Below are 24,119 nucleotides of genomic sequence, written 5' to 3'. Positions count from 1 at the left end.
AATGACGACTACGGATACTGGCACCACCAGCAGGGACACCCTGCAAAAATTCATCTTCGACAATGCGGCCGTGCGCGGCGAGCTGGTCGAGATCTCGGACACCTGGCGCGAAATCCAGGCCCGCCACGCCTACCCGAAAGCGGTGCGCGCGGTGCTGGGCGAGATGGTGGCGGCCGGCGCCCTGCTGTCGGCCAACCTCAAGTTCAACGGCGCGCTCGTGATGCAGATCCACGGCGACGGCCCGGTGCGCCTGCTGGTGGTCGAATGCGATGCCGACCTGAAGATGCGCGCCACCGCCAAGCTGGCGCCGGACGTCGAGATCGCCGACGACGCCAGCCTGACCGACATGTTCAACGTCAACGGCAAGGGCCGTTTCGTGATCACGCTCGACCCGGCCGACAAGGTCCCGGGCCAGCAGCCCTACCAGGGCGTGGTGCCGCTCGACGGCGACCAGATCGCGACCGTGATCGAGAACTACATGCTGCGCTCGGAGCAGATGGACACGCGCCTGTGGCTGGCGGCCGACGACCGGGTCGCGCGCGGCCTGCTGCTGCAAAAGCTGCCGCGCCACAGCGGCAAGGAAGACCAGACCAAGCAGGCCACCGAGGCCGAAGACCTGGAGACCTGGAACCGCGCCGCCATGCTGGGCCAGACCGTCAAGCGCGAAGAGCTGCTGGCGACCGACATCTCGACCCTGCTGCACCGCCTGTTCTGGGAAGAGACCATCCGCGTGTTCGACCCGCTGCACCCGCAATTCCATTGCAGCTGCAACCGCGAAAAGGTCGGCAATATGCTCAAGATGCTGGGCCAGGAAGAAGTCGAATCGGCGCTGGCCGAGCTGGGCGAACTGGGCATCAACTGCGATTTCTGCGGCAAGCACTATGCCTTCGACAAGGTCGACTGCGCGCAGCTGTTCGCCAGCGACAGCCCGGTGCAGACGATGATGCCGCCGAGCGGTAGTACGCATTGAGCTGATGGTTTGCGCCGGCCATGTGCCGGCGCTGCCGTATCCGATGAGGGCGCCTGGGCGCCCTCTTTTCTTTTTGCGGCCGGTGCATTGCGCCTGGTCGGCATCCTCTGCCAATCGGGTTAGCGGACTACAGAGTTTCGTCCGGGATGATAAGCTGATGCTGTTATGACACTGTTGCATTTTCAGACAGCATCACCATCTTGGTTTTACTGAACTTACGGAGGAAGCACATGAATATCGATATTGGCATCAGCACCGAAGACCGCGCAAAAATCGTCGACTCGCTCTCGCACGTGCTGGCCGACAGCTATATGCTGTACCTGAAGACCCACAATTTCCACTGGAACGTGACCGGTCCGATGTTCCAGACCCTGCACGTGATGTTCCAGGAGCAGTACACCGAGCTGTGGAACGCGCTGGACGACATCGCCGAGCGCATCCGCGCCCTGGGCCACTTCGCACCGGGCACCTACCAGCGCTACGCCGAACTGTCGACCATCAAGGAAGAAGCCAACGTGCCGGGCGCGCAAGAGATGATCCGCCAGCTGGTCGCCGGCCAGGAAGCGGTGGCCCGCACCGCGCGTGCGGCCTTCCGCATCGCCGACGCCGCCGACGACCAGCCGACCGCCGGCATGCTGGCGACGCGCATGGAAATCCATGAGAAGAATGCGTGGATGCTGCGCGCGTTCCTGGAGCAAGGCGCGGGGCATACCCAGGGTGAGGCGTCGTCGGATTCGAAGAACTGATGATGTGATTGTGCGGCCTGCATGGGCCGCATGAGTCGTGCGTTAGCATCGCTAACGCCAGCACGTCGTTCCCGCGCAGGCGGGAACCCCAGTTTGCACGCACTGCCACTACGTTTGATGTGAGCGGTGCGCCAAGAAACTTGGGTTCCCGCCTTCGCGGGAACGACGTTGTTTCAGGGCGGTGGTGATGCTCCTGCCGCGGCTCAATCGCCGCTACGCCCACCACTCATATGCAAATCGACCACCTTCATGATCTCGAGCGTGAGATCGAGGTCGAACTCGCCTGACGCCAGGGCGGCGCCAAGCTGCTCGCGCGGCACGCCGACCGCGGCGGCCAGCGCACCCAGTCCCGGCGCCTGCGCCACCGCTTTCAAGGCAGCACCGACCACGGCGCCATCGCCATCTTCGAAGGCATCGGCCAGGCAGTCCGCAATCGCATCGAGCGAATCGAGGCTGGCGGGATCGATCGGGGAATTCTGTTCACTCATAAGATTCGACTAGTGCGTCGGCGCAGGCGCGGCGCCGTTCTTCGGCGGCGGTGGAGGCGGCGGCACGGTCATCGACTCGACCGGCTGCTCGTCCTTGCGCAGCACCTGCACGAAGATTTCATTCTGCTTGATCATGCCCAGGTCGTAGCGCGCGCGCTCCTCGACCGCGCCGGTGCCGTCCCTGAGGTCCACGACCTCGGAAGTGAGCTTGGCGTTGCGCGCGGTGAGCTGCTCGGTCTTGAGGCGCACGGCCTCGACCTGGCCCTGCATGTCGGCCACGGACAGCCAGCCACCCTTGCCGAGCCAGAGTGGGTACTGGATCAGCACGAGCAAGGCGGCAAGGGCGATCGTGATCAGGCGCATGACGGAACCAAGAATAAAAACGACCGGTGGACCGACGATGGGCGGCACAGCCCACCATCGCCGATCCACCGGCCTTGAAGATTACTTCAGGTTGTAGAACGCGTCGCGGCCAGGATAGCTGGCGATGTCGCCCAGGTCTTCCTCGATGCGCAGCAGCTGGTTGTACTTGGCCATGCGGTCCGAACGCGACAGCGAACCGGTCTTGATCTGCAGGGCGTTGGTGCCCACTGCGATGTCGGCGATGGTCGAGTCTTCGGTTTCGCCCGAGCGGTGCGAGATCACGGCGGTGTAGCCGGCGCGCTTGGCCATCTCGATGGCGGCGAAGGTCTCGGTCAGGGTGCCGATCTGGTTGATCTTGATGAGGATCGAGTTGGCGATGTCCTTCTGGATGCCCTCTTTCAGGATCTTGGTGTTGGTGACGAACAGGTCGTCGCCCACCAGCTGCACCTTCTTGCCCAGCACCGACGTCAGGTGCGCCCAGCCTTCCCAGTCGCCTTCGTGCATCGCGTCCTCAATCGAGATGATCGGGTACTTGTCGCACCAGGTGGCCAGCATATTGGTGAAATCGGCTGCCGACAGCGACAGGCCGCCCTCGCCTTCGAGCACATACTTGCCGTCCTTGTAGAATTCGCTGGCCGCGCAGTCCAGGCCCAGGGCGATATCCTGGCCGGCCACGTAACCGGCCTGCTCGATTGCCTGCATGATCAGCTTGATCGCTTCTTCATGGTTCGCGACCGACGGAGCGAAGCCGCCTTCGTCGCCGACGGCCGTGTTCAGGCCCTTCGAGTGCAGGATCTTTTTCAGGGTGTGGAACACCTCGGCGCCGTAGCGGATCGCTTCCTTGAACGACGGTGCGCCGACCGGGATGATCATGAATTCCTGGATGTCCAGGTTGTTGTCGGCGTGCGCGCCGCCGTTGATGACGTTCATCATCGGCACCGGCATCTGCATCGCGCCCGAACCGCCGAAGTAGCGGTACAGCGGCAGGCCGGCTTCCTCGGCCGCGGCTTTCGCCACTGCCATCGACACCGCCAGCATGGCGTTGGCGCCCAGGCGGCTCTTGTTTTCGGTGCCGTCGAGATCGATCAGGGTGCGGTCCAGGAAGGCTTGCTCATTGGCGTCCAGGCCCATGATCGCTTCGGAGATCTCGGTGTTGATATTCTCGCAGGCCTGCAGCACGCCCTTGCCGAAGTAGCGCTTCGGATCGCCGTCGCGCAGTTCGATCGCTTCGCGCGAACCGGTCGAGGCGCCCGACGGCACCGCGGCGCGGCCCATCACGCCCGATTCCAGCAGCACGTCGCACTCGACGGTCGGGTTACCGCGCGAATCAATGACTTCGCGGCCGATAATATCAACGATAGCACTCATGTTTCTCAGTCTCCAGAAGGGTAGAAATTCGTGATGGGACGCCCAGCCGCAGGGCGCCCCCAGAGGATGCTGTTACTTGAAGCTGGCTTCCAGGAAGCCGGTCTTCTTGACGATGCGGTCGATCTCGACGAGGGTGGTCAAGAGTTCCTTCATGCGGCCGAGCGGCACGGCATTTGGGCCGTCCGACAGCGCATTGGCCGGGTCAGGGTGGGTTTCCATGAACAGGCCGGCGATGCCCGCCGCCACGGCGGCGCGCGACAGGACCGGCACGTGCTCGCGCTGGCCGCCGGACGAAGTGCCCTGGCCGCCCGGCAGCTGCACCGAGTGGGTCGCGTCGAACACCACCGGGCAGTTCGATTCGCGCATGATCGCCAGGCCGCGCATATCGGACACCAGGTTGTTGTAGCCGAACGAGGCGCCGCGTTCGCAGGCCATGAAGTTGTCTTCTTCGAGGCCCGCCTCGCGCGCGGCGGCGCGCGCCTTGTCGATCACGTTCTTCATGTCGCCGGGGGCCAGGAACTGGCCCTTCTTGATGTTGACCGGCTTGCCCGAACGCGCGCAGGCGTTGATGAAGTCGGTCTGGCGGCACAGGAAGGCCGGGGTCTGCAGCACGTCGACGACGCTGGCGACTTCGGGGATCATCTCTTCGTCGTGCACGTCGGTCAGGACCGGCACGCCGATTTCCTTGCGCACGGCGGCCAGGATTTCCAGGCCCTTGTCGCGGCCCGGGCCGCGGAACGACTTGCCCGACGAGCGGTTGGCCTTGTCGAACGACGATTTATAGATGAACGGGATGCCCAGCGCGCCCGTGATTTCCTTGAGCGTGCCGGCGGTGTCCATCGCCATCTGGCGCGATTCGATCACGCAGGTGCCGGCGATCAAAAAAATCGGGTGCTCGAGGCCGACGTCGAATCCGGCGAGTTTCATGCTGCGTCTCCTTGCAGTACGGGGGCCGCATTGGCCGCGGTGTTCGTGTTCGAAGCCTGGTGCGCCAGCGCCGCCCGGATGAACGACGTGAACAACGGGTGGCCGTTGCGCGGGGTCGACTTGAACTCGGGGTGGAACTGCACGCCCATATACCACGGGTGCACGTCGCGCGGGAGTTCCATGATCTCGCACAGGTCTTCGTTCGGGGTGCGCGCCGACACGGTCAGGCCGGCCGCTTCGACCTTCGGCAGGTAGTAGTTGTTGCCTTCGTAGCGATGGCGGTGGCGTTCGGTCACGACGTTGCCGTAGATCTCGGCCGCCAGCGTGCCCGGATTCACCGCACAGGTCTGGGCGCCCAGGCGCATGGTGCCGCCCAGGTCCGAGCTCACGTCGCGCTTCTCGACCTTGCCGTCATGGTTCTGCCACTCGGTGATCAGCGCCACGACCGGCTGGTCGGTTTCCGGATCGAACTCGGTCGAATTCGCGTTCGGCAGGCCGGCCATATTGCGGGCGTACTCGATCAGCGCGACCTGCATGCCCAGGCAGATGCCCAGGTAAGGGATCTTGTTCTCGCGGGCGTAGCGGGCGGCCATGATCTTGCCTTCCACGCCGCGCTTGCCGAAGCCGCCCGGCACCAGGATGGCGTCGTACTTGGCCAGGTGGTCGCAGCCCTTCGATTCGATCTCTTCCGAATCGAGGTACTCGATATTGACCCGGCTCTCGGTGTGGATGCCGGCGTGGCGCAGCGCCTCGGTCAGCGATTTGTACGACTCGATCAGGTCGACGTACTTGCCGACCATGCCGATCGTGATCTCGTGCTTTGGATTCTCGAGCGTGTGGATCAATTTGGTCCACATCGACAGGTCGGCCTTCGGCGCCTCGAGGCCCAGGGCGTCGAGGATGATGTCGTCCAGGCCCTGGTCGCACAGCACCTGCGGCACTTTATAGATGGTGTCGACGTCCCACACCGAGATCACGGCCTGCTCTTCGACGTTGGCGAACAGCGAGATCTTGGCGCGCTCGTCGTCCGGGATACGGCGGTCGGCGCGGCACAGCAGCGCGTTCGGCGAGATGCCGATCTCGCGCAGCTTCTGCACGCTGTGCTGGGTCGGCTTCGTCTTGAGTTCGCCAGCCGACGCGATATACGGAACCAGGGTCAGGTGCACGAAGGCGGCGCCCTTGCGGCCCGAGCGCAGCGACAGCTGGCGCGCGGCTTCCAGGAACGGCAGCGACTCGATGTCGCCCACGGTGCCGCCGATCTCGACCAGCGCGACGTCGACGCCTTCGGCGCCGCGGCGGATGTAGTCCTGGATCTCGTTGGTGATGTGCGGGATCACCTGCACGGTCTTGCCCAGGTATTCGCCGCGGCGTTCCTTGCGGATCACCGATTCATAGATCTGGCCCGTGGTGAAGTTGTTCACCTTCTTCATACGGGTGCTGATGAAGCGCTCGTAGTGGCCGAGGTCCAGGTCGGTCTCGGCGCCGTCATCGGTGACGAACACTTCGCCGTGCTGGGTAGGACTCATGGTGCCCGGATCGACGTTGATGTACGGATCGAGCTTGAGCATCGTGACTTTGAGGCCACGGCTCTCGAGGATCGCGGCAAGGGAGGCGGCCGCGATCCCCTTGCCCAGGGAAGACACGACGCCGCCAGTGACGAATACGAATTTGGTCATTGTGCTGATGGTGCCGAACGGCACGCGCGGGAAATAGAAATTATACCTTAAACCTGCAAATACTTCTTCATATCAGGCTGCCAACACTCCAGATGAGCCTGTCGCTGCCCGTTCACAAAACTACTATTCTCAGTGCATTTTGGTTTCGCTTCGGCAATAATTGTAACCGCCGCGTTCGCACATTATTTTACCGGCAATGTATGTAAAGACAATTCTGGTGTCATCAGTACAAGAGATGCCTCCGAGACGCCGCCAACCACGCGGTCACCCCTACTTAGATTACATAAAACATGGGTAATTTCATCAAACTCAATATCGGTACGCGCCTGGCCGCCGGCTTCGCCCTGACGCTCCTGATGACCGTCATTATCGCTACCGTTGGCGTCTGGCGCCTGAACCAGGTCGCCCACGAGACGTCGTCGATCCTCGCGGAACCGCTGGCGAAGGAGCGCATGATCGCCGAGTGGTACACCCAGATCTTTGCCGCCGTGCGCCGCACCGCCGCCATCGTCAAGAGCAGTGACCCGTCGCTGACCGAATTCTTCAAGGAAGATTCGGCCGCCACCGGCAAGCTGTCGGCCGACCTGGTCAAGCAGATCGAACCGCTGATCAGCGGCGACGACGAAACCGCCCTGTTCAAATCGGTGATGGAGCACCGCACCGCCTACAGCAAGGCGCGCGACGGCGCGGTCAAGGCCAAGTCGGAGGGCGACGTCGAACTGGCCGAACAGATCCTGAACCAGCAGTTCAACCCTGCGGCCAAGGCCTACCAGGACAAGGTGAAGGAACTGGTGAACCTGCAGCACAAGCGCATCGCCACCAGCGCCGACCTGATCGCCAGCACCGCCGCCCGCGGCAACTGGGTGATCGGCACGCTGGCCGCCGGCGCCCTGCTGCTGGGCGGCGTGTTCGCCTGGCTGCTGACCCGCTCGATCACGCGCCCGCTGCGCCAGGCGGTGCACGCCGCCGAGCAGGTGGCGAGCGGCGACCTGACGGTGGCGATCGACAGCAAGGCTACCGACGAAACCGGCGCCCTGCTGCGCGCGCTGGGCAATATGAATACCTCGCTGTCGAAGATCGTCGACGAAGTGCGCAGCGGCACCCAGACCATCAGCGGCGCCTCGAGCGAGATCGCGGCCGGCAGTTTCGACCTGTCGAGCCGCACCGAACAACAGGCCGCGGCGCTGGAAGAAACCGCCGCCTCGATGGAAGAACTGACCGGCACCGTGCGCCAGAACGCGGACAATGCGCGCCAGGCCAACCAGCTGGCGATCGCCGCCTCGAGCGTGGCGTCGCAGGCCGGCCAGGCGGTCGACCAGGTGGTCGCCACCATGGGCTCGATCAACGAGTCGTCGCGCAAGATCGTCGACATCATCGCGGTCATCGACGGCATCGCCTTCCAGACCAATATCCTGGCGCTCAACGCGGCGGTGGAAGCGGCGCGCGCCGGCGAGCAAGGCCGCGGCTTCGCGGTGGTCGCGTCGGAAGTGCGTACCCTGGCGCAGCGCTCGGCCGCCGCCGCCAAGGAAATCAAGCAGCTGATCGGCGACTCGGTCGAGAAGGTCGATACCGGCACCAAACTGGTCGACCACACCGGCGCGACGATGCGCGAAGTGGTCGATTCGATCCAGCGCGTGACCGACATCATGGGCGAAATCTCGTCGGCCAGCCAGGAGCAGATCACCGGCATCGACCAGGTCAACCAGGCCATGGGACAGATGGACAATGCGACCCAGCAGAATGCGGCGCTGGTAGAAGAAGCGACCGCCGCTACCGCGGCCCTGCAGGACCAGGCCCAGCGCCTGGCGCAAGTGGTCGACGTGTTCAAGCTCGATGCGCGGCATGTGACCCCGGCGGCGCCGGTGGTCGAGGTGAAGCGTCCGCCGGCACGTCCGGCGCTGGCCAAGCCGGCGCCGAAGGCGGCGGCCAAGCCGGCCTCGAAGCCGGCCTCGAAGCCAGCGGCGAAAGCGGCTGCAAAGCCGGCCGCCAAGCCAGCCAAGGTGAACGACGCGGAGTGGGAAGAGTTCTAACCGGTCGCCTGGCCTGAACGAAGCCGCCGTTGCCTGTCGGGCCACGGCGGCTTTTTCATTGTCGCGGCTTACTCGAGGACGAGTTTGCCCCGCGCGAGGCCCGCCTCCGCTTCCCCGCCGCGCGGCTTGCGAAATACCGCGCGGTCGCGGGAGATCGGCTGTTGCGCAGGCACCGGCGTGAAGTCGCCGTTCGCGCGCGAATGCCGCACGTAATGCACCAGGCGGCCCTTGGCCAGGAACGCAATCGACATCTCGTCATCGTCCTGCGACTCGAAAGGCACCTGGCGCTCACATTCCCGTTCCCCGATGCGCAGCGTCGCGCAGATGTCCCGTCGCGCTGCGTAAGGGCCGAACAGGTAAACCTGGTCCCAGTCGAACGACGTGGCGTCGGCCAGGCGGATCGAGTTCGCCCCGCCCTCATCGATCAGCTTGCCGATTGTCTTGCTCACGCGCGTGTCGGCGCTGCAGCCGGAAACCACGATCGCCGCGAGGGCCAGTCCCAAGGTGGACAACGCGGTGGCGGCAAATGGCTTATTCATGGAACGTAGCAATTGATCACCTCGGTGTATCGATTCGGTATTTGACATACAGTCTACTCGACGGCATACTTACAGCATATGTTAGCGCTCACATAATACCAAACAGATCTGGAGACAAGCATGTTCAAACGCGGGCCCGAGACACCTGCGGCAGCGAACGCCCCCCTTGGCTGGCGCGAAAAGCTCAGCTATGGCGTGGCCGACATGGGCTTCAATTTTTATTGGGCCAATATCGCGACCTTCCTGCTGATCTTCTACACCGACACCTTCGGCATCTCGGCGGCCCAGGCCGCCACCCTGCTCGCCTCGATCAAGCTGATCAACGCCTTCACCGACCCGCTGATCGGCGCCGCCGCCGACCGCACCAGCACCCGCTTCGGCAAGTTCCGCCCCTACCTGGTGTGGATGTCGATCCCGCTCGGCGCCGCCGCCGTGCTCACCTACACCACACCCGACCTCGACGCCGACGGCAAGCTCATCTGGGCCTACGCCAGCTACCTCGCGATGATGGTGTTCTACACCTGCGTCAACATCCCGTATAACGCGCTGTCCGGCGTGATGTCGGCCGACCCGCAGGAACGCTCGACCATCAACGGCCTGCGCTTCATCTTCGCCTTCGGCGGCAGTACCCTGGTGACGGCCGCCACCCCGGCCATGGTGAACTGGTTCGGCGCCGGCGACGACGCCCGCGGCTGGCAACTGACCATGGTGGCCTGGAGCGTCGCGGCCGCGCTGATGTTCCTGGTTACCTTCGTGGGCACGCGCGAGCGCATCGCGCCGCCGCCCGGCCAGAAGAGCGACGTGTGGCGCGACATCCGCGACCTGGCCGCCAACCGTCCGTGGGTGGTGCTGTTCGTGCTGGCCCTGGTGATCATGGTGACCATCACCCTGCGCACCACCACCTCGGCCTATTACTTCAAGTACGTGGTCGAACGCCCCGAGCTGATGGCGAGCTTCGTGCCGACCTATATGGTCTTCGCCGCCATCGGCGCCGCCTGCACGCCGCTCATGACGCGCTTCGTCGACAAGAAGCTGCTCATGATTATCCTGATGAGCGCGACCGCCGTGTTGTCAAGCGCCTTCTTCCTGGTCCCGGCCGACCGCATCGACCTGATGTTCGTGCTGCAGGCCGCCACCGGTTTCGTGCTCGGCCCCAAGTCGCCGCTGGCGTTCTCGATGTATGCCGACACCGCCGACTACAACGAATGGACCACCGGCCGCCGCGCCACCGCCATGACCTTCGCCGCCGCCACCTTCTCGCAAAAGCTCGGCACCGCGGTCGCGGTGAGCGTGATCGGCGCCGTCTTCACGGCGCTCGGCTACGTGCCCAATGCGGCCCAGACCACCGGCTCGCAGGCCGGCATCGTGTGGCTGATGTCCTTCGTGCCGGCCGCCTTCGCCCTGCTGGCGGTGCTGGTGATGTGCTTCTATAACCTCGACGGCAAACTGCTGGCGCGCGTGCAGCTCGAGCTGGCGGCGCGCAAGGCGGCGCCATGAACTCACTGGAGATTCCATCCATGCTGTACCCGCAAGACGACCGCTATGTGCTGACCAGCCCCACCGCGATGCCGCAGGCCGGCGGCTTCCTGTGGAACCGCAGGATGATGATCCAGTCGACCTGCCGCGGCTACGCCACCGCCCAGTTCATGCAGCCGGAGCCGAGCAAGTATTCGCATGCGCCGAACATGCAGGCCAAGTCCTTCATGCAGCCGGAGCAGCACTACTACGCCCACCATCCGGGCCGCTTCTTCTACGTGAAGGACGAAGACACGGGCGAACTGTTCTCGGCGCCCTACGAGCCGGTGCGCGGCGGGGTCGACCTGTTCGAATTCTCGGTCGGCCGCCACGACCTGCGCTGGACCGTCGAAAAATTCGGCATCCGCATCGAACTGGTGCTGTCGCTGCCGGTCGACGACGTCGCCGAGCTGTGGTCGATGCAGGTGACGAACCTGTCGGAACGCCCGCGCCGCATCAGCGTCTACCCGTATTTCACGATCGGCTACATGTCGTGGATGAACCAATCAAGCGAGTACCGGCACGACCTGGGTGGCATCGTGGCGTCGAGCGTCACGCCCTACCAGAAACTCGAAGACTATTTCAAGAACCGCCTGTTCAAGGACCGCACCGTGCTGCTGTGCGAGCAGGCGCCGGACGCCTGGGAGACGGGGCAGATCGCCTTCGAAGGCGAAGGCGGCCTGCACGCGCCGTCGGCGTTGGCGAACGAACGCCTGGGATGCGGCGACGCGCGCTACGAGACGCCGGCCGCCGTGGTCCAGTACCGGCTGGCGCTGGCGCCGAGCGAAGCGACGACGCGCCGCTTCCTGTTCGGCCCCGCCTTCGACGATGCCGAGATCGAAGCGCTGCGCGCGCGCTACCTGAGCGAAGAAGGCTTCGCCGCCGCCGCGCGCGACTACGCGGCCTATATCGCGCAAGGCGAAGGCGTCATCCAGGTCAGGACGCCGGACCGCGAACTCGACAACTTCGTCAACACCTGGCTGGCGCGCCAGGTGTATTACCACGGCGACGTCAACCGCCTGAGCACCGACCCGCAGACCCGCAACTACCTGCAGGACAATATGGGCATGGCCTTCATCAAGCCGGCCGTGGCGCGCGCCGCCTTCCTGCATGCGCTGAGCCAGCAGGAGGCCAATGGCGCGATGCCGGACGGGATCCTGCTGTTCGAAGGCGCGGAACTGAAGTACATCAACCAGATCCCGCACACCGACCACTGCGTCTGGCTGCCGGTCTGCCTGCGCGCCTATCTCGACGAGACCGGCGACGACGCCATCCTCGACGTCCCGGTCGCGAGCCACGACGGCCAGGTGAAAAGCGTGTTCGAACGCATCTCGCTGGCGATGGACTGGCTCCTGCAGCGGCGCGACCCGCGCGGCCTGTCGTACATCGAGCAGGGCGACTGGTGCGATCCGATGAATATGGTCGGCTATAAAGGCCGCGGCGTCTCGGGCTGGCTGACGGTGGCGGCAGCCTATGCGCTCAAGCTGTGGGCCGAGGTATGCGCAGCGCGCGGCGACGCCCAGTCGCTGACCCACTATCGCGCCGGCGCCGAAGCGATGAACGGCGCAGCCGAGGCCCACCTGTGGGATGGCGCCTGGTTCGCGCGCGGCATCACGGACGACGACGTCAAGTTCGGCGTCGCCAGCGACACCGAAGGCCGCATCTACCTGAACCCGCAAAGCTGGGCCTTCCTGTCGGGCGCCGCCAGCGAGGCGCAACGCGCCCTGATGCTGCGGGCGATCGACGAACAGTTGCGCACGCCGTTCGGCGTGCAGATGTTCGCCCCGCCCTACAGCGCCATGCGCGAAGACGTCGGCCGCGTCACGCAAAAGCATCCCGGCTCGGCTGAGAACGGCGCGGTGTACAACCACGCCTCGGTGTTCTACATCTACAGCCTGTACACGATCGGCGAGGCCGACCGCGCCTTCGACGCGCTGCGCAAGATGATCCCCGGCCCGGGCCTGGACGACTACCTGCAGCGCGGCCAGCTGCCGGTATTCATCCCCAATTACTACCGCGGCGCCTGGAAGGAATATCCACGCACCGCTGGGCGTTCGAGCCAGCTGTTCAACACCGGCACCGTGGCCTGGGTCTACCGCTGCCTGGTCGAAGGCCTGTGCGGCCTGAAGGGCGATGCGAAAGGCCTGACGGTGGCGCCGCAACTGCCATCGAGCTGGGACGGCATGTCGGTGACGCGGCGCTTCCGCGGCGCGGTGTTCGAAGTCGAGATCAAGCGTGGCGCGGTCGATCGGGTCACGGTCGAATGCGATGGCGTGGCGCTGCCCGCGGCCCGCATCGACAACATCGAGGCAGGCCGCAGCTATCGGCTGGCCGTCACCGTTCCTTGACCGTTACATGCGGGGCAACGCTATTGCATCGTGTGCGCCTGCTGCTGGGTATCGACCGCAAAACTGCGCTGCGTATCCCAGTAAGTGAACCAGTAGCGCACCACGTCGCCGATCTTCAGCCCGCCCGCCGTGTACGTGTTGGTCCCGCCGGCGAGCTGCATGCGCACGTTCTGCTGCGGCCCGTTGTTGACGGTGTAGTGCACGTCGGCCCAGCCGCCGGTGGTGGTGCGGAACTGCAGCATCGTCGACGAGGTCTGGCTGACCGAGGTCGGTCCGCTCGGCTCGGGTGGCGGCGTGGTGCCGCCACCGCCCGACTCCCACACGATGTCGTCGATCGCGAACTGGAAAGTCGATGATGGCAGAGCGCCGTCGATGCTCGAGATCATGAAGATGTCGTGGATCGACTGGGCCGCGACCAATGGTCCGAGCAGGGTCGAGACCGGGATCGACGCCTGGGCCCACTGGCCGTTACGCACCAGGCCATGGGTCGTGGCGTTGGCCGGGAAGTTGACCCAGTTCTGGTTCGTATAGGTGTCGCCGATGCCGATCCTGAAGCCGACATTGGCCGGGATCCGGATGCGGAATTTCACGGTGCCGTTGGCGCGGTAGTTACTCAGGTTGCGCGCCTGGCGCGCCTGGATGCCGCCGCCGAACCACTGGCCCGGCGTGTTGTAGCTCCAGGCAATGACGTTATTGCCTTCGAACGGCGCGGTAGTGCCGGCGCCGGTGGACCCGGCATTCCACAGGAAGATGTCGGAACTGGTGCCCGCCACCAGCTTGTCGTTGACCGCCGTGGTGTCGGTGAACACGCCGAACTTGCCGGCCACTTCGGGCACGGTCTGGTCGCCCAGCTTGACTTGGCCCTTGCCGTCGAGCTGGTACACGCGGACGTAATCGACGTACATGGTGCCCGGCAGCGGCGCCGTCACCTGCCCCGGATTGGCGGCGTCCGTGAAGTTGCCGCCCACGGCCATGTTCAGCAGCAGGTAGAACGGCGCCTGCAGCGCAGTCGAATTGACCGGCAGCGGCGCGTTGTACATATTGTGCTCGACGCCGTTGTCGACCGTCGTGAAGCGCATCTGGCTCTCGTCCCAGTAGAAGCGGTAGATGACGAAACGGTTCGCCAGCGAATTCTGGGGCACGTACCAGTTCTTGGTCTGCCATGCGGTCGACGCGGCGCAGCTCTCGTTGCCCGGCACGCAGGCCGCCTGCTGCCAGGTAATGACGTTCGAGCCGACGAAGTGGTTCGACGACGGCGCGCCGCCATGCGCCCGTTCGGACGCCCGGTGCCCCGCCTCCATGATGTCGATCTCGCCGTTGCGCGGCCAGGTCTGCGGGCTCACGCCCAGCATCCACGCGGCCGGCCACAAGCCGGTGCCGAGGTTCGGTGCGGCCATGCGCACCTCGATCATCCCGTACTGCACCTGCACCTTGTTCTTCGTGTCGAGGCGGGCCGAGGTGAACACATTGCTACCGATCGTCTGGCTGCGCGCCTGGATCGCCAGCGCGCGCGTGCCCGATTCGAAGGGCACGTTGACGATGCTGGCGTTATTGGGGCTGTAGTATTGCAGCTCGGCGTTGCCATAGCCGCACAGGCCGATCTGGCAGCCATTCCCGTCCTGCAGGTTCCACACGCCGGTGTTCACGCTGCTGCCGTTGAACTCGTCGGACCATAGCAACTGGCCGATGACCGGATTGGTGACGCTGGCCGTGGCCTGCGCGCCGCACGCCAGCAGCGCACCTGCCATGAGCATTTGGAAAGGTTTCCATATCGAGCGATGATGTTGGATCTGTTGATTCACGTCGACTCCTCGGTTCTCACTACAAGAAAATGCAGCCCATGCCGGATGGCCGTGCCGCGCCTCGCCAACTGTGCGTTGGTCTCGAATGATGTCGTGCAGATTCGGGCGGAATGCGGAGTTGGAAACCTTTCCAATCAGGAACGTAAAATATAGTCCGATTTGTGGAGCGTGTCCATACAGTGTGGATGGCGTGCGCGCGATTACCCCGCCGGCATACGGCGGGGCCGGCGGTGCGGATCAGGCGGGGATGGTGGCGAGGATTTGCGCGACCAGTCGTTCGGGCGTGTCGCGAATATCGAGCGTGATGCCGGCTTCGTCCGGCTGCAGGGGTTCGAGCGTGCACAGCTGGCTGTCGAGCAGCGACGGCGGCATGTAGTGGCCGGGGCGGTTGCTGACGCGCTGTTCCAGCAGGCTGCGCTCTCCGGCCAGGTGCACGAAGCGCACGTCGCCGCCGGCGCCGCGCAGCAGGTCGCGGTAGGCGCGCTTGAGCGAGGAGCACGACAGCACCGCCCCGCCCTCGCGCGCGGCCAGCTTGTCGCGCAAGGACAGCAGCCAGTCGCGGCGGTCGTCGTCGGTCAGCGCGGTGCCGGCCGACATCTTGGCGACATTGGTCTCGGAGTGGAAGGCATCGCCTTCGATGAAGGGGATGCCGAGGGCGTCCGCCAGCATCGAGCCGATCTTGCTCTTGCCGCAGCCGCTCACGCCCATCACCACCCAGGCGGTCCCCTTGTCCTCGTGCGCTTGTGTCGTCATTTCCTCATGTTAACGCTAACATCGAAGTGCCGATTGTAGCCCCGATGGAGGAGCGATGTAAAGGCCGTCAGGCATCAGGCGCTCTCGCGCTCGCGCAAGGTGAAGCCGAGGTCGATGCGCTTGCGTTCGGGTTGCTGGCCCTTGATCACCTGCAGCAGCAGGCCGGCGGCCTCGAAGCCGATCTGGTAGCGCGGCGTGTCGATGGTGGTCAGGGACGGCATCATCCATGCCGATGCCGGAAGGTCGTTGAAGCCGCTGACGGCGATGTCCTGCGGGATGCGGATGCCGTGGCGCTGGCAGTGAAAGACGGCGCCGTGGGCCAGGTCGTCGTTGCAACAGAAGACGGCGTCGCAGTCGGGCATGTTCGTCATCATCTGCCCCATCAATTCGGCGCCGAGCGCGATCGTGGAACGGTCGGGCACCATCATCTCGAGCCTTGGGTCGGCCAGGCCCGCCTCGACCATCGCGGCGCGGTAGCCGTCGGCGCGGCGCAAGGTGCGCTCGTCGAGCTGGGCGCCCATGAAGCCGATGCGGCGGTAGCCCTTCCTGAGCAGGTGGCGCGTCATCTCCATGCCGGCCTCGAATTGCGAGAAGCCGACCGACAGGTCGCCGGGGGCGTCGGACAGGTCCATCATCGATACCGCCGGCACCTGCGACGCCTCCAGCATCTTCGCCACGGCCGGGCTGTGCGCCTGGCTCGAGAACAGGATGCCGTCCGGGCTCGATTGCAGGTAGGTGCGCAGCAGCTTTTCTTCTTCGGCCTGCGAATAATAGGTGTTGCCGATCAGGAGCTGGTACTGGCCCGGCGCGACGGCGTCGTGGATGCCTTCGAGGACGGCGGTGAACACGGCGTTGGACAGGGACGGCACCAGCACCACGATCACGTGCGACTGCGACGAGGCCAGCGCGCGCGCCGCGCGGTTGGGCACATAGCCCAGCTCCGCCACCGCGCGCTCCACCTTGACCCGGGTGGCTTCGGAGACCATCTGCGGCTGGCTCAGCGCGCGCGAGGCGGTCATGATCGACACCCCGGCCATGCCCGCCACCTGCTCGAGCGTCGCGCGCCCCGTTCCCCTGCCCCTGCTGCGGCCCGTTTTATCCATGGTCATCCTGTCGTGGCGTTCTTCATCCCTGGTTCCATTCTATCAACAATGAACAGCCTGTTTGTGGTCACCCTTGCCAGCAGAGAAACCGGCCCGAAAGTCAGTTAGTGATTTTGCTGATTTTTCGTTGTTTTTTACTGAATTTGCGCTTTCAACCGCAGACGGCCTCATCGGCTATGGCTATACTTTTCTGACCCATTGCCCTGTCGAAAGAACCGTATGCGCCTGAACACGCCGATCACCGATAACGAATACCAGCTCGCCGGCGACAAGACCATCGTCTCCACCACCGATTTGCAGGGCAATATTCGCTATGCGAACCCGTATTTCATGCAGGTCAGCGGCTTTACCGAAAAAGAGCTGATCGGCGCGCCGCAGAACATCCTGCGCCATCCGGACATGCCGGCCGAGGCCTTCGCCGACATGTGGCGGACGATCCGCGCCGGCCAGCCGTGGAGCGGCATGGTCAAGAACCGCTGCAAGAACGGCGATTATTACTGGGTGTATGCGAACGTGACGCCGGTGCTCGAGAACGGCCAGGCGGTCGGCTATATGTCGGTGCGCACCAAGCCGGCCCGCGGGCAGGTGCGCGAAGCGGCGGCGCTGTACGCCGAATTCAAGGCCGGCAATCCACGTGGCCTGGTGCTGCGCAATGGCCGCGTCGAACACGGCGGCCTGCGCGGGCGCCTGGCGGCGCTGGGCCGACTGTCGCTGCGCGCGCAGGTCGACGGCGGCATGGGCCTGCTGGCCGTGCTGCTGGCGGCGATCACGGTCGAATGCTGGCGCGATGGCCTGCCGGCGTGGACCTTGCTGTCGCTGGCAGCTTCGCTGGCCATGGTGCTGGGCCTGTGGTCCAGCCTGCGCCGCAACGTGCTGGCGCCGCTGGCCGACGCCTCGCGCTTCGCGCGCCGCCTGGCCGGCGGCGACCTCACCTGCCGCCTGGCGCCGCGCCGCGACGACGAAATGGGCCAGCTGGTGGCGGCCCTGCGCCAGTCGGCGGTCAACCTGTTCAGCGTGATCGGCGACGTGCGCGCCAACTTCGACGAGATCCGCCACGCGACCGGGGAAATCGCGACCGGCAACCTGGACCTGTCGAGCCGCACCGAGACCCAATCGTCCAACCTGCAACAGACGGCGGCCAGCATGGAACAGCTGACCCACAACGTGGCGCAGAGCGCCGAAAGCGTCAATGGAGCCAGCGACCTGGCGCGCCGCGCCGCCACGACGGCCAGCAACGGCCAGCGCACAGTCGACCAGGTGGTGAGCACGATGGAAGCGATCAGCGCCTCGTCGCACAAGGTGCTCGACATCGTCGGCATGATCGACGGCATCGCCTTCCAGACCAATATCCTGGCCCTGAACGCCGCCGTGGAAGCGGCGCGCGCCGGTGAGCAGGGCCGCGGTTTCGCGGTGGTGGCGGGCGAAGTGCGCACGCTGGCCCAGCGCAGCGCGGTCGCGGCCAAGGAGATCAAGGCGCTGATCGACGCCTCGATCGTGGACGTCGGCAACGGCAACCGCCTGAGCGTGGCGGCCGGCGCGGCGATCCAGGAAGTGGTGGGCGCGGTCGACCAGGTCACCCGCGTGATGGACGAGATCGCAAGCAGCACGCGCGAGCAGTCGGGAGGCATCGGCCAGGTCAACCAGGCAGTGACGCAGCTCGACGCGATCACGCAGCAGAACGCGGCGCTGGTGGAAGAAGCGGCCGCCGCGGCGGCCACGCTGGCAAGGCAGACCGACGAGGTGTCGCAGGCCTTGCAGGTGTTCCAGTTGCAGGCAAGCGCGCCGGGTCGGGCAGCGCGTGAAGCGACCGCAATAAGCACCGTGGGGTGGACGGCTTTGCCGTCCACGCGTCCAACCACCGCATAACCATCAACAAAAATCCCTGCTGCGCGCATCCAGCCCGCCCAGCAAATGCGACATATCCACCAGCCGCTTGGCCACCAGGTGGCGCACCTCCCCCTGGCGCTGCCAGACACCATACACCCCCAGCAGCGGCGCATTGAGTACCTCGCGCCGCTGCTGCTCGACCAGGGTCGGCCACACGATCACATTGATATTGCCGGTCTCGTCTTCCAGCGTCATGAACAGCACGCCCTTGGCCGTGCCGGGCCGCTGGCGCACCGTGACCAGGCCGCAGGCGCGCGCCAGCTGGCCGTCCTGGAAATGCATCAGATCCGACGCCGGCATGAAGCGCTGCTTGAGCAGGCGTTCGCGCAGCAGCGCCAGCGGGTGGCGGCCCAGGGTCAGGCCCTGCGCGCGGTAGTCGCCCACGATTTCTTCGCCTTCGCTCGGCGCGGCCAGCAGGGGCGTCTCTTCGCGCGGCACGGTCGGGCGCAACAAATCCTTGTCGGGCGCGGCGCCGGACGCCTGCCACAAGGCTTCGCGCCGGTGCCCGGCCAGCGAGCGCAGGGCGTTGGCCGCGGCCAGCACCTGCAGGTCGCCCCGGTCCAGGTGCGCGCGGCGCGCCAGGTCGGCCACGCTGTCGAATGGCCGCACGGCCCGCGCCTGCTCGATGCGCTCGGCCGCCTCCTGCTTCAATCCCCGTTGCAGCGAAAAACCCAGTCGCACCGCCGGCTGGCGCGAGCGGTCCTGCGGGTCGTGCTCTTCCAGCGCCGAATCCCAGCCGCTGACGGCGACGTCGACCGGCCGCACCTCGATGCCATGGCGGCGCGCATCCTGCACCAGTTGCGAGGGACTATAAAAACCCATCGGCTGGCTGTTGAGGAGCGCGCACAGGAACGCGGCCGGTTCGTGGCACTTGAGCCATGAACTGGCGTAGGCCAGCAGCGCGAAGCTGGCCGCATGCGATTCGGGAAAGCCGTATTCGCCGAAGCCCTGGATCTGGCTGAAGATCGCCTCGGCGAATTCCTGGGTGTAGCCGCGTTCCAGCATGCCGCCCACGATGCGTTCGTAGTATTTTTCGAGGCCACCCTTGCGCTTCCAGGCCGCCATCGCGCGCCGCAACTGGTCGGCCTCGCCCGGCGTGAAGCCGGCGCCCAGGATCGCCACCTGCATCACCTGCTCCTGGAAGATCGGCACACCCAGCGTGCGTCCGAGCGCGACCTTCATCTCGTCGCTCGGATACACAACCGGTTCCAGTTTCTGACGCCGGCGCAGGTAGGGGTGCACCATGCCGCCCTGGATCGGGCCGGGGCGCACCACCGCCACCTCGATCACCAGGTCGTAGAAGCGCCGCGGCCGCATGCGCGGCAACATGCTCATCTGCGCGCGCGATTCGATCTGGAACACGCCGACCGTATCGGCCTGGCAGATCATGTCGTAGGTGGCGGTATCGTCGTGCGGGATGTCCTGCATCTCGAACACCTCGCCATGGCGCTGGCCCACCAGCTCCAGGCCGCGCCGCATCATCGACAGCATGCCCAGCGCCAGTACGTCGACCTTCATCAGGCCCAGCTCTTCGAGGTCGTTCTTGTCCCACTGGATCACGCTGCGATCGACCATGGTCGCGTTCTCGATCGGCACCAGGCGCGAGAGTTTGCCCTTGGCGATCACGAAGCCGCCCGGGTGCTGCGACAGGTGGCGCGGGAAGTTCAGCAGCGACTGCGCCAGCGTGGCCCACTGGCGCGACAGCGGCGCCTCGGGATCGAGGCCGCTTTCGGCCAGGCGGCCCAGCAGGTCGGCGCGGCTGTCGAACCAGTGGTGGGTCTTCGCCACCTTCTCGACGATGGCGAGGTCGATGCCCAGCGCGCGCCCGCTGTCGCGCAGCGCGCTCTTGGGCCGGTAGCTGATCACCACCGCCGCCAGCGCCGCCCGCTCGCGGCCGTACTTGTTGTAGATGTACTGGATGACCTCTTCGCGCCGCTGGTGTTCGAAGTCGACGTCGATATCGGGCGGCTCGTTGCGCTCGCGCGAAATGAAGCGTTCGAACAGCAGGCTGGCGCGGGCCGGGTCTACCTCGGTGATGCCTAGGCAGTAGCACACCGCCGAATTGGCGGCCGAGCCGCGGCCCTGGCACAGGATGCCTTGCGAGCGCGCGAAGCGCACGATGTCGTACACCGTCAAGAAGTAATGTTCGTAGCCCATGTCGGCGATCAGTTCGAGCTCGTACTCGATCTGGGCCTGCACCTTGGCCGGCACGCCGTCGCGGAAGCGCCGGTGTGCGCCGATCCAGGTTTCGCTGCGCAGGTAGCTGGTGGCGGTGTGACCGTCGGGGACCACTTCGTCGGGGTATTCGTAGCGCAGCTCGTCGAGCGAGAAGGTGCACAGGCGCGCGATGCGCACCGTCTCGGCCAGCGCCTCGCGCGAATACAGATTGGCCAGGCGCAGGCGCGCGCGCAGGTGCTGCTCGGCGTTCTGCGCCAGGCCGTAGCCGCAGGCCGCCACCGGCTTGCCGAGGCGGGTCGCGCTCAAGGTGTCCTGCAAGGGTTTGCGCGAACGGACGTGCATGCACACATGGCCCAGCGCCACGATCGGCAGGCCGTGCTGCCAGCCCACCTCTTCCACCGTGGCGCGGTGGGCATCGTCGAAGGCGCGGTGCAGCAGGGTTAGGCCGAGCCAGGCGCGGCCCGGGAAGGTAGTCGCCATCCAGGCGGCTTGCGCGTGCAGGCGGTCGACGTCCTGGGCTTCATGGCCGGGGTATGGCGGCAGCAGGATCGCCAGGCAGTCGGGCATGTGCGCCAGGTGCGCGTATTTTTGGGGAGGGTTGGCCAGGTCATCGGGCACGAGCAGGTAAGTCCCTTTTTCGCTGCGGGTGCGGCCGATCGTGATCAGTTCGGACAGGTTGCCGTAGCCGTTGCGGTTTTGCGCCAGCAGGATCAGGGACGGGGCTGGCGTCAGGTCGTCATCGAGGTGCTTGAGGTGGAAGTGGGCGCCGACGATCAGCGGCAGGCCGGCGTTTTTCGCTTCGGCGTGGGCGCGCACGACGCCGGCCAGCGAGCATTCGTCGGTGAGGGCCAACGCGAAGTAACCCAGTTGCACCGCGCGCGCGACCAGCTCCTCGGCGTGCGAGGCCCCTTGCAGGAAGGAGAAGTTCGAGAGGCAGAACAACTCGGCGTAGGGGGGCAGCGCCTGGGGGGCTGGGGGCTGGGCGGTGGAGGTGGGCTTGGTCACGCTGCGGGGCTGTCAAACAGCCAATACTGTATAAAAACACAGTATAACCGACGCTTCCAGCCCGACCGGGCAATTTACGAATCAGATGTGGGCCGGAAAGGGACGTGGCAATGGTCCCAGCGCCGTACGCGACATCTCTTGCGGTCCCGTCCGCGCGCGCAGGCTGGACACGCCACCGCCCTGCCCGCGGCGGATGATCGGCTGGTCGGCGCCGATCATGCGTTCATATGCCAGCATCAGCGCCGTGCCACCCGTGGAATTGATGTAGTCGAGCATGTCCATCGTGGTCTCGTAAGCCCAGCCGGCGAAACTCTCGCCCGGCTCGGCTCCCGCCGTGGCGCCGCCCTGCACTTTCGTCAGGATCGTGACGATGGCCCACGAAATCCCCATCCATCCGGTCGTCGACAGCGTCATGCGCAGCACCGGCATGAGGATGCCCGCCTCGTGGATCGCCTTGAGCACGGACAGCAAGGCGCTGGACGGTATCGCGCGGTTGCAGTTGATGGTCGCGATCAGGATCGCGATCTTGTTCATCACAGCGGGATAGCGCCGCAGGAAACGGTACAAGGTAGGACCGATCTGGCGCGGGTCGCCAAGCAGCGGGCCGAGACCGGCCGCTAGAAAGCAGCCTCCGGTCAGCTTCCACACCACTTTCACCAGCTTCATGTCGACCGGACCGTCCAGCATCGTCTCGCTGGCGAAAGCCTGCAAGTGACTGGCGTTGCCGGCCCGCGTGGGGTTCAGCAGCAGGTTGAAGCAGGTCGAAAAATTGGTGTCGTAGCTGCCGTCCACCGCGATGGCGCCGCTCGCGGCGACCGCGATGAAGGGCGCGCCCGCGCCACCGACGACACCGATATTGATGGCGCCATTGGCCTGCAGCGATGCCATCAGCTGGACCGCGTCCGCCACGCCGCCACCGGCACGCAGGGCGCCATCCGGGCCGGCGGCCAGGTAGCTGCCGTCGCGGCAGCGCAGGGCGATGGCGGCCGTCTCGAGGGCTTCCGGGACGCAGATGGTGAACACCTCGGCCGCATCGCTCGAGGTTCCGAGCGCGGTGACCAGGCCATCGGCGGCGAGCGACCAGTAGCCGCCGGCGGCGGTCTGGAGCTTGATCTCGTCGCCGGCGGCCAGCAGTCCGGCCAGCGAGACGAAGGTCCGGTCGGCGGCAAAGGCTGGCTCGGGCTGGGTGATCGAGACCGGCGTCTCTTCGGGAACGTTGACGCTCGATACCGCAGTCGTACCCCAGCTATACACCATCGAGAACGCCTTGACGGCGGCCGGCCAGGTGTCGCCGAAGGTCAGGCTGTCCGCCGTGAACGACAGGCTGCCGTTCTCCACCAGCGCCACCACCTTCGCCGTGACGTCGACCGGACCGTAGGCGGCCGCGATGATGTTCAGGGCGCGCGGGTCGAGCGACGCCTGGGCGGCGGGTGCGGCCGGGTCGTAGTCGATGTGCAGAAGCTGGTTCTCGGTAGTCGCGGCCATCTGCGGCTTGCGGTCGCCGTACTGGTAGACCACGTGCAGGGTCTTGCGCATGGCGGGCCAGCCGTCGCCGAACACGCTGCTCGAAGCGCTGACCGACAGCTTGCGCCGGTTGACGCTGGCGCGGACGATGTCGGTGACGTCCTTCAGGCCATAGAAGGCGCTCAGGATGTGCAGCGGCGGACGGTAGCCGAGCGCATAGGGATTGCCCTCGACGACGATGTCGATGAACGGCACCTGGCCGCTATAGCTGGCGACGATGACGAAGGCGCTGCGCTTGCCTTCGCAGCCGGCGCCGAAGGTCACGTTACTGGGGACCAGGGACAGGGTTCCGGTCGTCCCGTCGACCAGGCCGCGCACCGTCGTGCTGACATCGAGCGGGCCGAAACTTGCGCCCCATACCGTCAACGCCGGCTGCGCGGCATCGTCCTGCGGCGCCGGGACAGGTGCCTGGGCGGCCTGCTCGAACTGCGGCACGCCGATGTTCAGGGTCTGGCCTTCCGAGGCCGTCGCCACGAAGGTGGGACCGCCGTCGTAGCGGTAGACGACCGTCAGCGTCTTCTCGTGGCCGATCCAGGTGTCGCCGAAAGTCTGGTTGCTTGCCAAAACAGCCAGGGATTCCGGGTAGGACTGGCGGTTGACCAGCTTGATGACTTGCGCGGTCACCTGCTTGAGTCCATACGCCGCGCCAACGATCTGCAGAACGCCTGTGTTGTGGGTAGCCATTTGAATCTTCTTTCCGGAGTGAATAACATGCTTTTCGTCAAGAGCAACGATGGGGAAAAATCGTGTTTGTTGTTCTTCCTTCTCGCTATAAGCAATTATTTGCAAACTCCGTGCCACCCTGAAACAATGGTGTTGCAGCAACAGATTCGACGTTTTAGTCGACTCTTTATGCCAAATGGGTGTAAAACAGCGGGTGTTTTTACATGTCAACGG

General features: G+C 65.5%; 17 protein-coding genes. 6 read left to right on the top strand and 11 right to left on the bottom strand.

The genetic code is table 11. From position 1 onward, the window contains the following. The first annotated feature begins 1 nt into the window (after position 1). Positions 2-970, top strand: coding sequence for an Hsp33 family molecular chaperone HslO (gene hslO / locus Q9246_RS06875; RefSeq protein ID WP_306396462.1), 969 nt, complete (start codon positions 2-4; stop codon positions 968-970). 230 nt (positions 971-1,200) lie between these two features. Further along, entirely contained in the window at positions 1,201-1,716 is a 516-nt protein-coding gene (locus Q9246_RS06870; RefSeq protein ID WP_109346822.1) for a Dps family protein, read from the top strand. Between the two features lie 203 nt (positions 1,717-1,919). Here Q9246_RS06870 and Q9246_RS06865 read toward each other — a convergent pair whose 3' ends face one another. The 5 genes from Q9246_RS06865 to Q9246_RS06845 form a co-directional block, all read right to left on the bottom strand. Beyond that, positions 1,920-2,204: a helix-turn-helix domain-containing protein gene (locus tag Q9246_RS06865; RefSeq protein WP_306396459.1), complete on the bottom strand. Its 285-nt coding sequence runs from the start codon at positions 2,202-2,204 to the stop codon at positions 1,920-1,922. 9 nt (positions 2,205-2,213) lie between these two features. Continuing rightward, the gene (gene ftsB / locus Q9246_RS06860) at positions 2,214-2,567 is read right to left on the bottom strand and encodes a cell division protein FtsB (protein ID WP_306396458.1); all 354 of its coding nucleotides are present in this window, start codon (positions 2,565-2,567) and stop codon (positions 2,214-2,216) included. Positions 2,568-2,648: 81 nt separating this feature from the next. After that, complete coding sequence (eno, locus tag Q9246_RS06855) at positions 2,649-3,935, bottom strand: phosphopyruvate hydratase (protein ID WP_306396456.1); 1,287 nt, start codon at positions 3,933-3,935, stop codon at positions 2,649-2,651. Positions 3,936-4,007: 72 nt separating this feature from the next. Next, on the bottom strand, positions 4,008-4,862 hold the full coding sequence (gene kdsA / locus Q9246_RS06850) for a 3-deoxy-8-phosphooctulonate synthase (RefSeq protein ID WP_306396454.1): 855 nt from the start codon (positions 4,860-4,862) through the stop codon (positions 4,008-4,010). Beyond that, entirely contained in the window at positions 4,859-6,538 is a 1,680-nt protein-coding gene (locus Q9246_RS06845; protein WP_306396452.1) for a CTP synthase, read from the bottom strand. The genes kdsA and Q9246_RS06845 overlap by 4 nt, the downstream gene beginning before the upstream one ends. Positions 6,539-6,828: 290 nt before the next feature. Here Q9246_RS06845 and Q9246_RS06840 point away from each other — a divergent pair, with 290 nt between their 5' ends. Next, positions 6,829-8,568, top strand: a complete 1,740-nt coding sequence (locus tag Q9246_RS06840) for a methyl-accepting chemotaxis protein (RefSeq protein ID WP_306396450.1) — start codon at positions 6,829-6,831, stop codon at positions 8,566-8,568. Between the two features lie 68 nt (positions 8,569-8,636). Here the strand turns inward: Q9246_RS06840 and Q9246_RS06835 are convergent, their stop codons facing one another. Then, on the bottom strand, positions 8,637-9,107 hold the full coding sequence (locus Q9246_RS06835; RefSeq protein ID WP_306396449.1) for a hypothetical protein: 471 nt from the start codon (positions 9,105-9,107) through the stop codon (positions 8,637-8,639). Positions 9,108-9,227: 120 nt separating this feature from the next. Between Q9246_RS06835 and Q9246_RS06830 the strand changes: the two genes are divergently transcribed. Beyond that, on the top strand, positions 9,228-10,604 hold the full coding sequence (locus Q9246_RS06830; protein WP_306396447.1) for an MFS transporter: 1,377 nt from the start codon (positions 9,228-9,230) through the stop codon (positions 10,602-10,604). Next, positions 10,601-12,970, top strand: a complete 2,370-nt coding sequence (locus tag Q9246_RS06825) for a GH36-type glycosyl hydrolase domain-containing protein (RefSeq protein WP_306396445.1) — start codon at positions 10,601-10,603, stop codon at positions 12,968-12,970. The genes Q9246_RS06830 and Q9246_RS06825 overlap by 4 nt, the downstream gene beginning before the upstream one ends. Positions 12,971-12,990: 20 nt before the next feature. On the opposite strand, the gene Q9246_RS06820 is transcribed toward Q9246_RS06825, so the two are convergent. The 3 genes from Q9246_RS06820 to gntR form a co-directional block, all read right to left on the bottom strand. Continuing rightward, complete coding sequence (locus Q9246_RS06820; protein ID WP_306396444.1) at positions 12,991-14,724, bottom strand: glycoside hydrolase family 16 protein; 1,734 nt, start codon at positions 14,722-14,724, stop codon at positions 12,991-12,993. A gap of 285 nt (positions 14,725-15,009) precedes the next feature. Then, on the bottom strand, positions 15,010-15,525 hold the full coding sequence (locus tag Q9246_RS06815; protein ID WP_306396442.1) for a gluconokinase: 516 nt from the start codon (positions 15,523-15,525) through the stop codon (positions 15,010-15,012). Positions 15,526-15,599: 74 nt separating this feature from the next. Further along, complete coding sequence (gene gntR, locus Q9246_RS06810; RefSeq protein ID WP_306396440.1) at positions 15,600-16,628, bottom strand: HTH-type transcriptional regulator GntR; 1,029 nt, start codon at positions 16,626-16,628, stop codon at positions 15,600-15,602. Between the two features lie 219 nt (positions 16,629-16,847). Between gntR and Q9246_RS06805 the strand changes: the two genes are divergently transcribed. Next, entirely contained in the window at positions 16,848-18,494 is a 1,647-nt protein-coding gene (locus Q9246_RS06805; protein ID WP_306396438.1) for a methyl-accepting chemotaxis protein, read from the top strand. 3 nt (positions 18,495-18,497) lie between these two features. Here the strand turns inward: Q9246_RS06805 and Q9246_RS06800 are convergent, their stop codons facing one another. Both Q9246_RS06800 and Q9246_RS06795 read right to left on the bottom strand, forming a co-directional pair. Continuing rightward, the gene (locus tag Q9246_RS06800) at positions 18,498-21,698 is read right to left on the bottom strand and encodes an error-prone DNA polymerase (RefSeq protein WP_306396436.1); all 3,201 of its coding nucleotides are present in this window, start codon (positions 21,696-21,698) and stop codon (positions 18,498-18,500) included. An 81-nt stretch (positions 21,699-21,779) separates the two neighbouring features. Next, positions 21,780-23,906 (bottom strand): hypothetical protein, encoded by a 2,127-nt coding sequence (locus tag Q9246_RS06795; RefSeq protein ID WP_306396434.1) that lies wholly within the window; start codon positions 23,904-23,906, stop codon positions 21,780-21,782. Positions 23,907-24,119: the final 213 nt, after the last annotated feature.

This window comes from Telluria beijingensis, assembly GCF_030770395.1.
In the GTDB taxonomy this organism is placed as follows: Bacteria; Pseudomonadota; Gammaproteobacteria; order Burkholderiales; family Burkholderiaceae_D; genus Telluria; species Telluria beijingensis.
The sequence above is the reverse complement of the archived record's forward strand: the minus strand, read 5'-3'. Positions and strand labels throughout refer to the sequence as shown.

Excerpts from the sequence above, each read along its gene's own strand:
- kdsA (WP_306396454.1), bottom strand. The coding sequence starts at position 4,862 with ATGAAACTCGCCGGATTCGACGTCGGCCTCGAGCACCCGATTTTTTTG.
- ftsB (WP_306396458.1), bottom strand. The coding sequence starts at position 2,567 with ATGCGCCTGATCACGATCGCCCTTGCCGCCTTGCTCGTGCTGATCCAG.
- Q9246_RS06820 (WP_306396444.1), bottom strand. The coding sequence starts at position 14,724 with ATGCTCATGGCAGGTGCGCTGCTGGCGTGCGGCGCGCAGGCCACGGCC.
- Q9246_RS06845 (WP_306396452.1), bottom strand. The coding sequence starts at position 6,538 with ATGACCAAATTCGTATTCGTCACTGGCGGCGTCGTGTCTTCCCTGGGC.
- hslO (WP_306396462.1), top strand. The coding sequence starts at position 2 with ATGACGACTACGGATACTGGCACCACCAGCAGGGACACCCTGCAAAAA.
- gntR (WP_306396440.1), bottom strand. The coding sequence starts at position 16,628 with ATGGATAAAACGGGCCGCAGCAGGGGCAGGGGAACGGGGCGCGCGACG.
- Q9246_RS06825 (WP_306396445.1), top strand. The coding sequence starts at position 10,601 with ATGAACTCACTGGAGATTCCATCCATGCTGTACCCGCAAGACGACCGC.
- Q9246_RS06795 (WP_306396434.1), bottom strand. The coding sequence starts at position 23,906 with ATGGCTACCCACAACACAGGCGTTCTGCAGATCGTTGGCGCGGCGTAT.
- Q9246_RS06840 (WP_306396450.1), top strand. The coding sequence starts at position 6,829 with ATGGGTAATTTCATCAAACTCAATATCGGTACGCGCCTGGCCGCCGGC.
- Q9246_RS06870 (WP_109346822.1), top strand. The coding sequence starts at position 1,201 with ATGAATATCGATATTGGCATCAGCACCGAAGACCGCGCAAAAATCGTC.
- Q9246_RS06835 (WP_306396449.1), bottom strand. The coding sequence starts at position 9,107 with ATGAATAAGCCATTTGCCGCCACCGCGTTGTCCACCTTGGGACTGGCC.
- eno (WP_306396456.1), bottom strand. The coding sequence starts at position 3,935 with ATGAGTGCTATCGTTGATATTATCGGCCGCGAAGTCATTGATTCGCGC.
- Q9246_RS06815 (WP_306396442.1), bottom strand. The coding sequence starts at position 15,525 with ATGACGACACAAGCGCACGAGGACAAGGGGACCGCCTGGGTGGTGATG.
- Q9246_RS06830 (WP_306396447.1), top strand. The coding sequence starts at position 9,228 with ATGTTCAAACGCGGGCCCGAGACACCTGCGGCAGCGAACGCCCCCCTT.
- Q9246_RS06805 (WP_306396438.1), top strand. The coding sequence starts at position 16,848 with ATGCGCCTGAACACGCCGATCACCGATAACGAATACCAGCTCGCCGGC.
- Q9246_RS06865 (WP_306396459.1), bottom strand. The coding sequence starts at position 2,204 with ATGAGTGAACAGAATTCCCCGATCGATCCCGCCAGCCTCGATTCGCTC.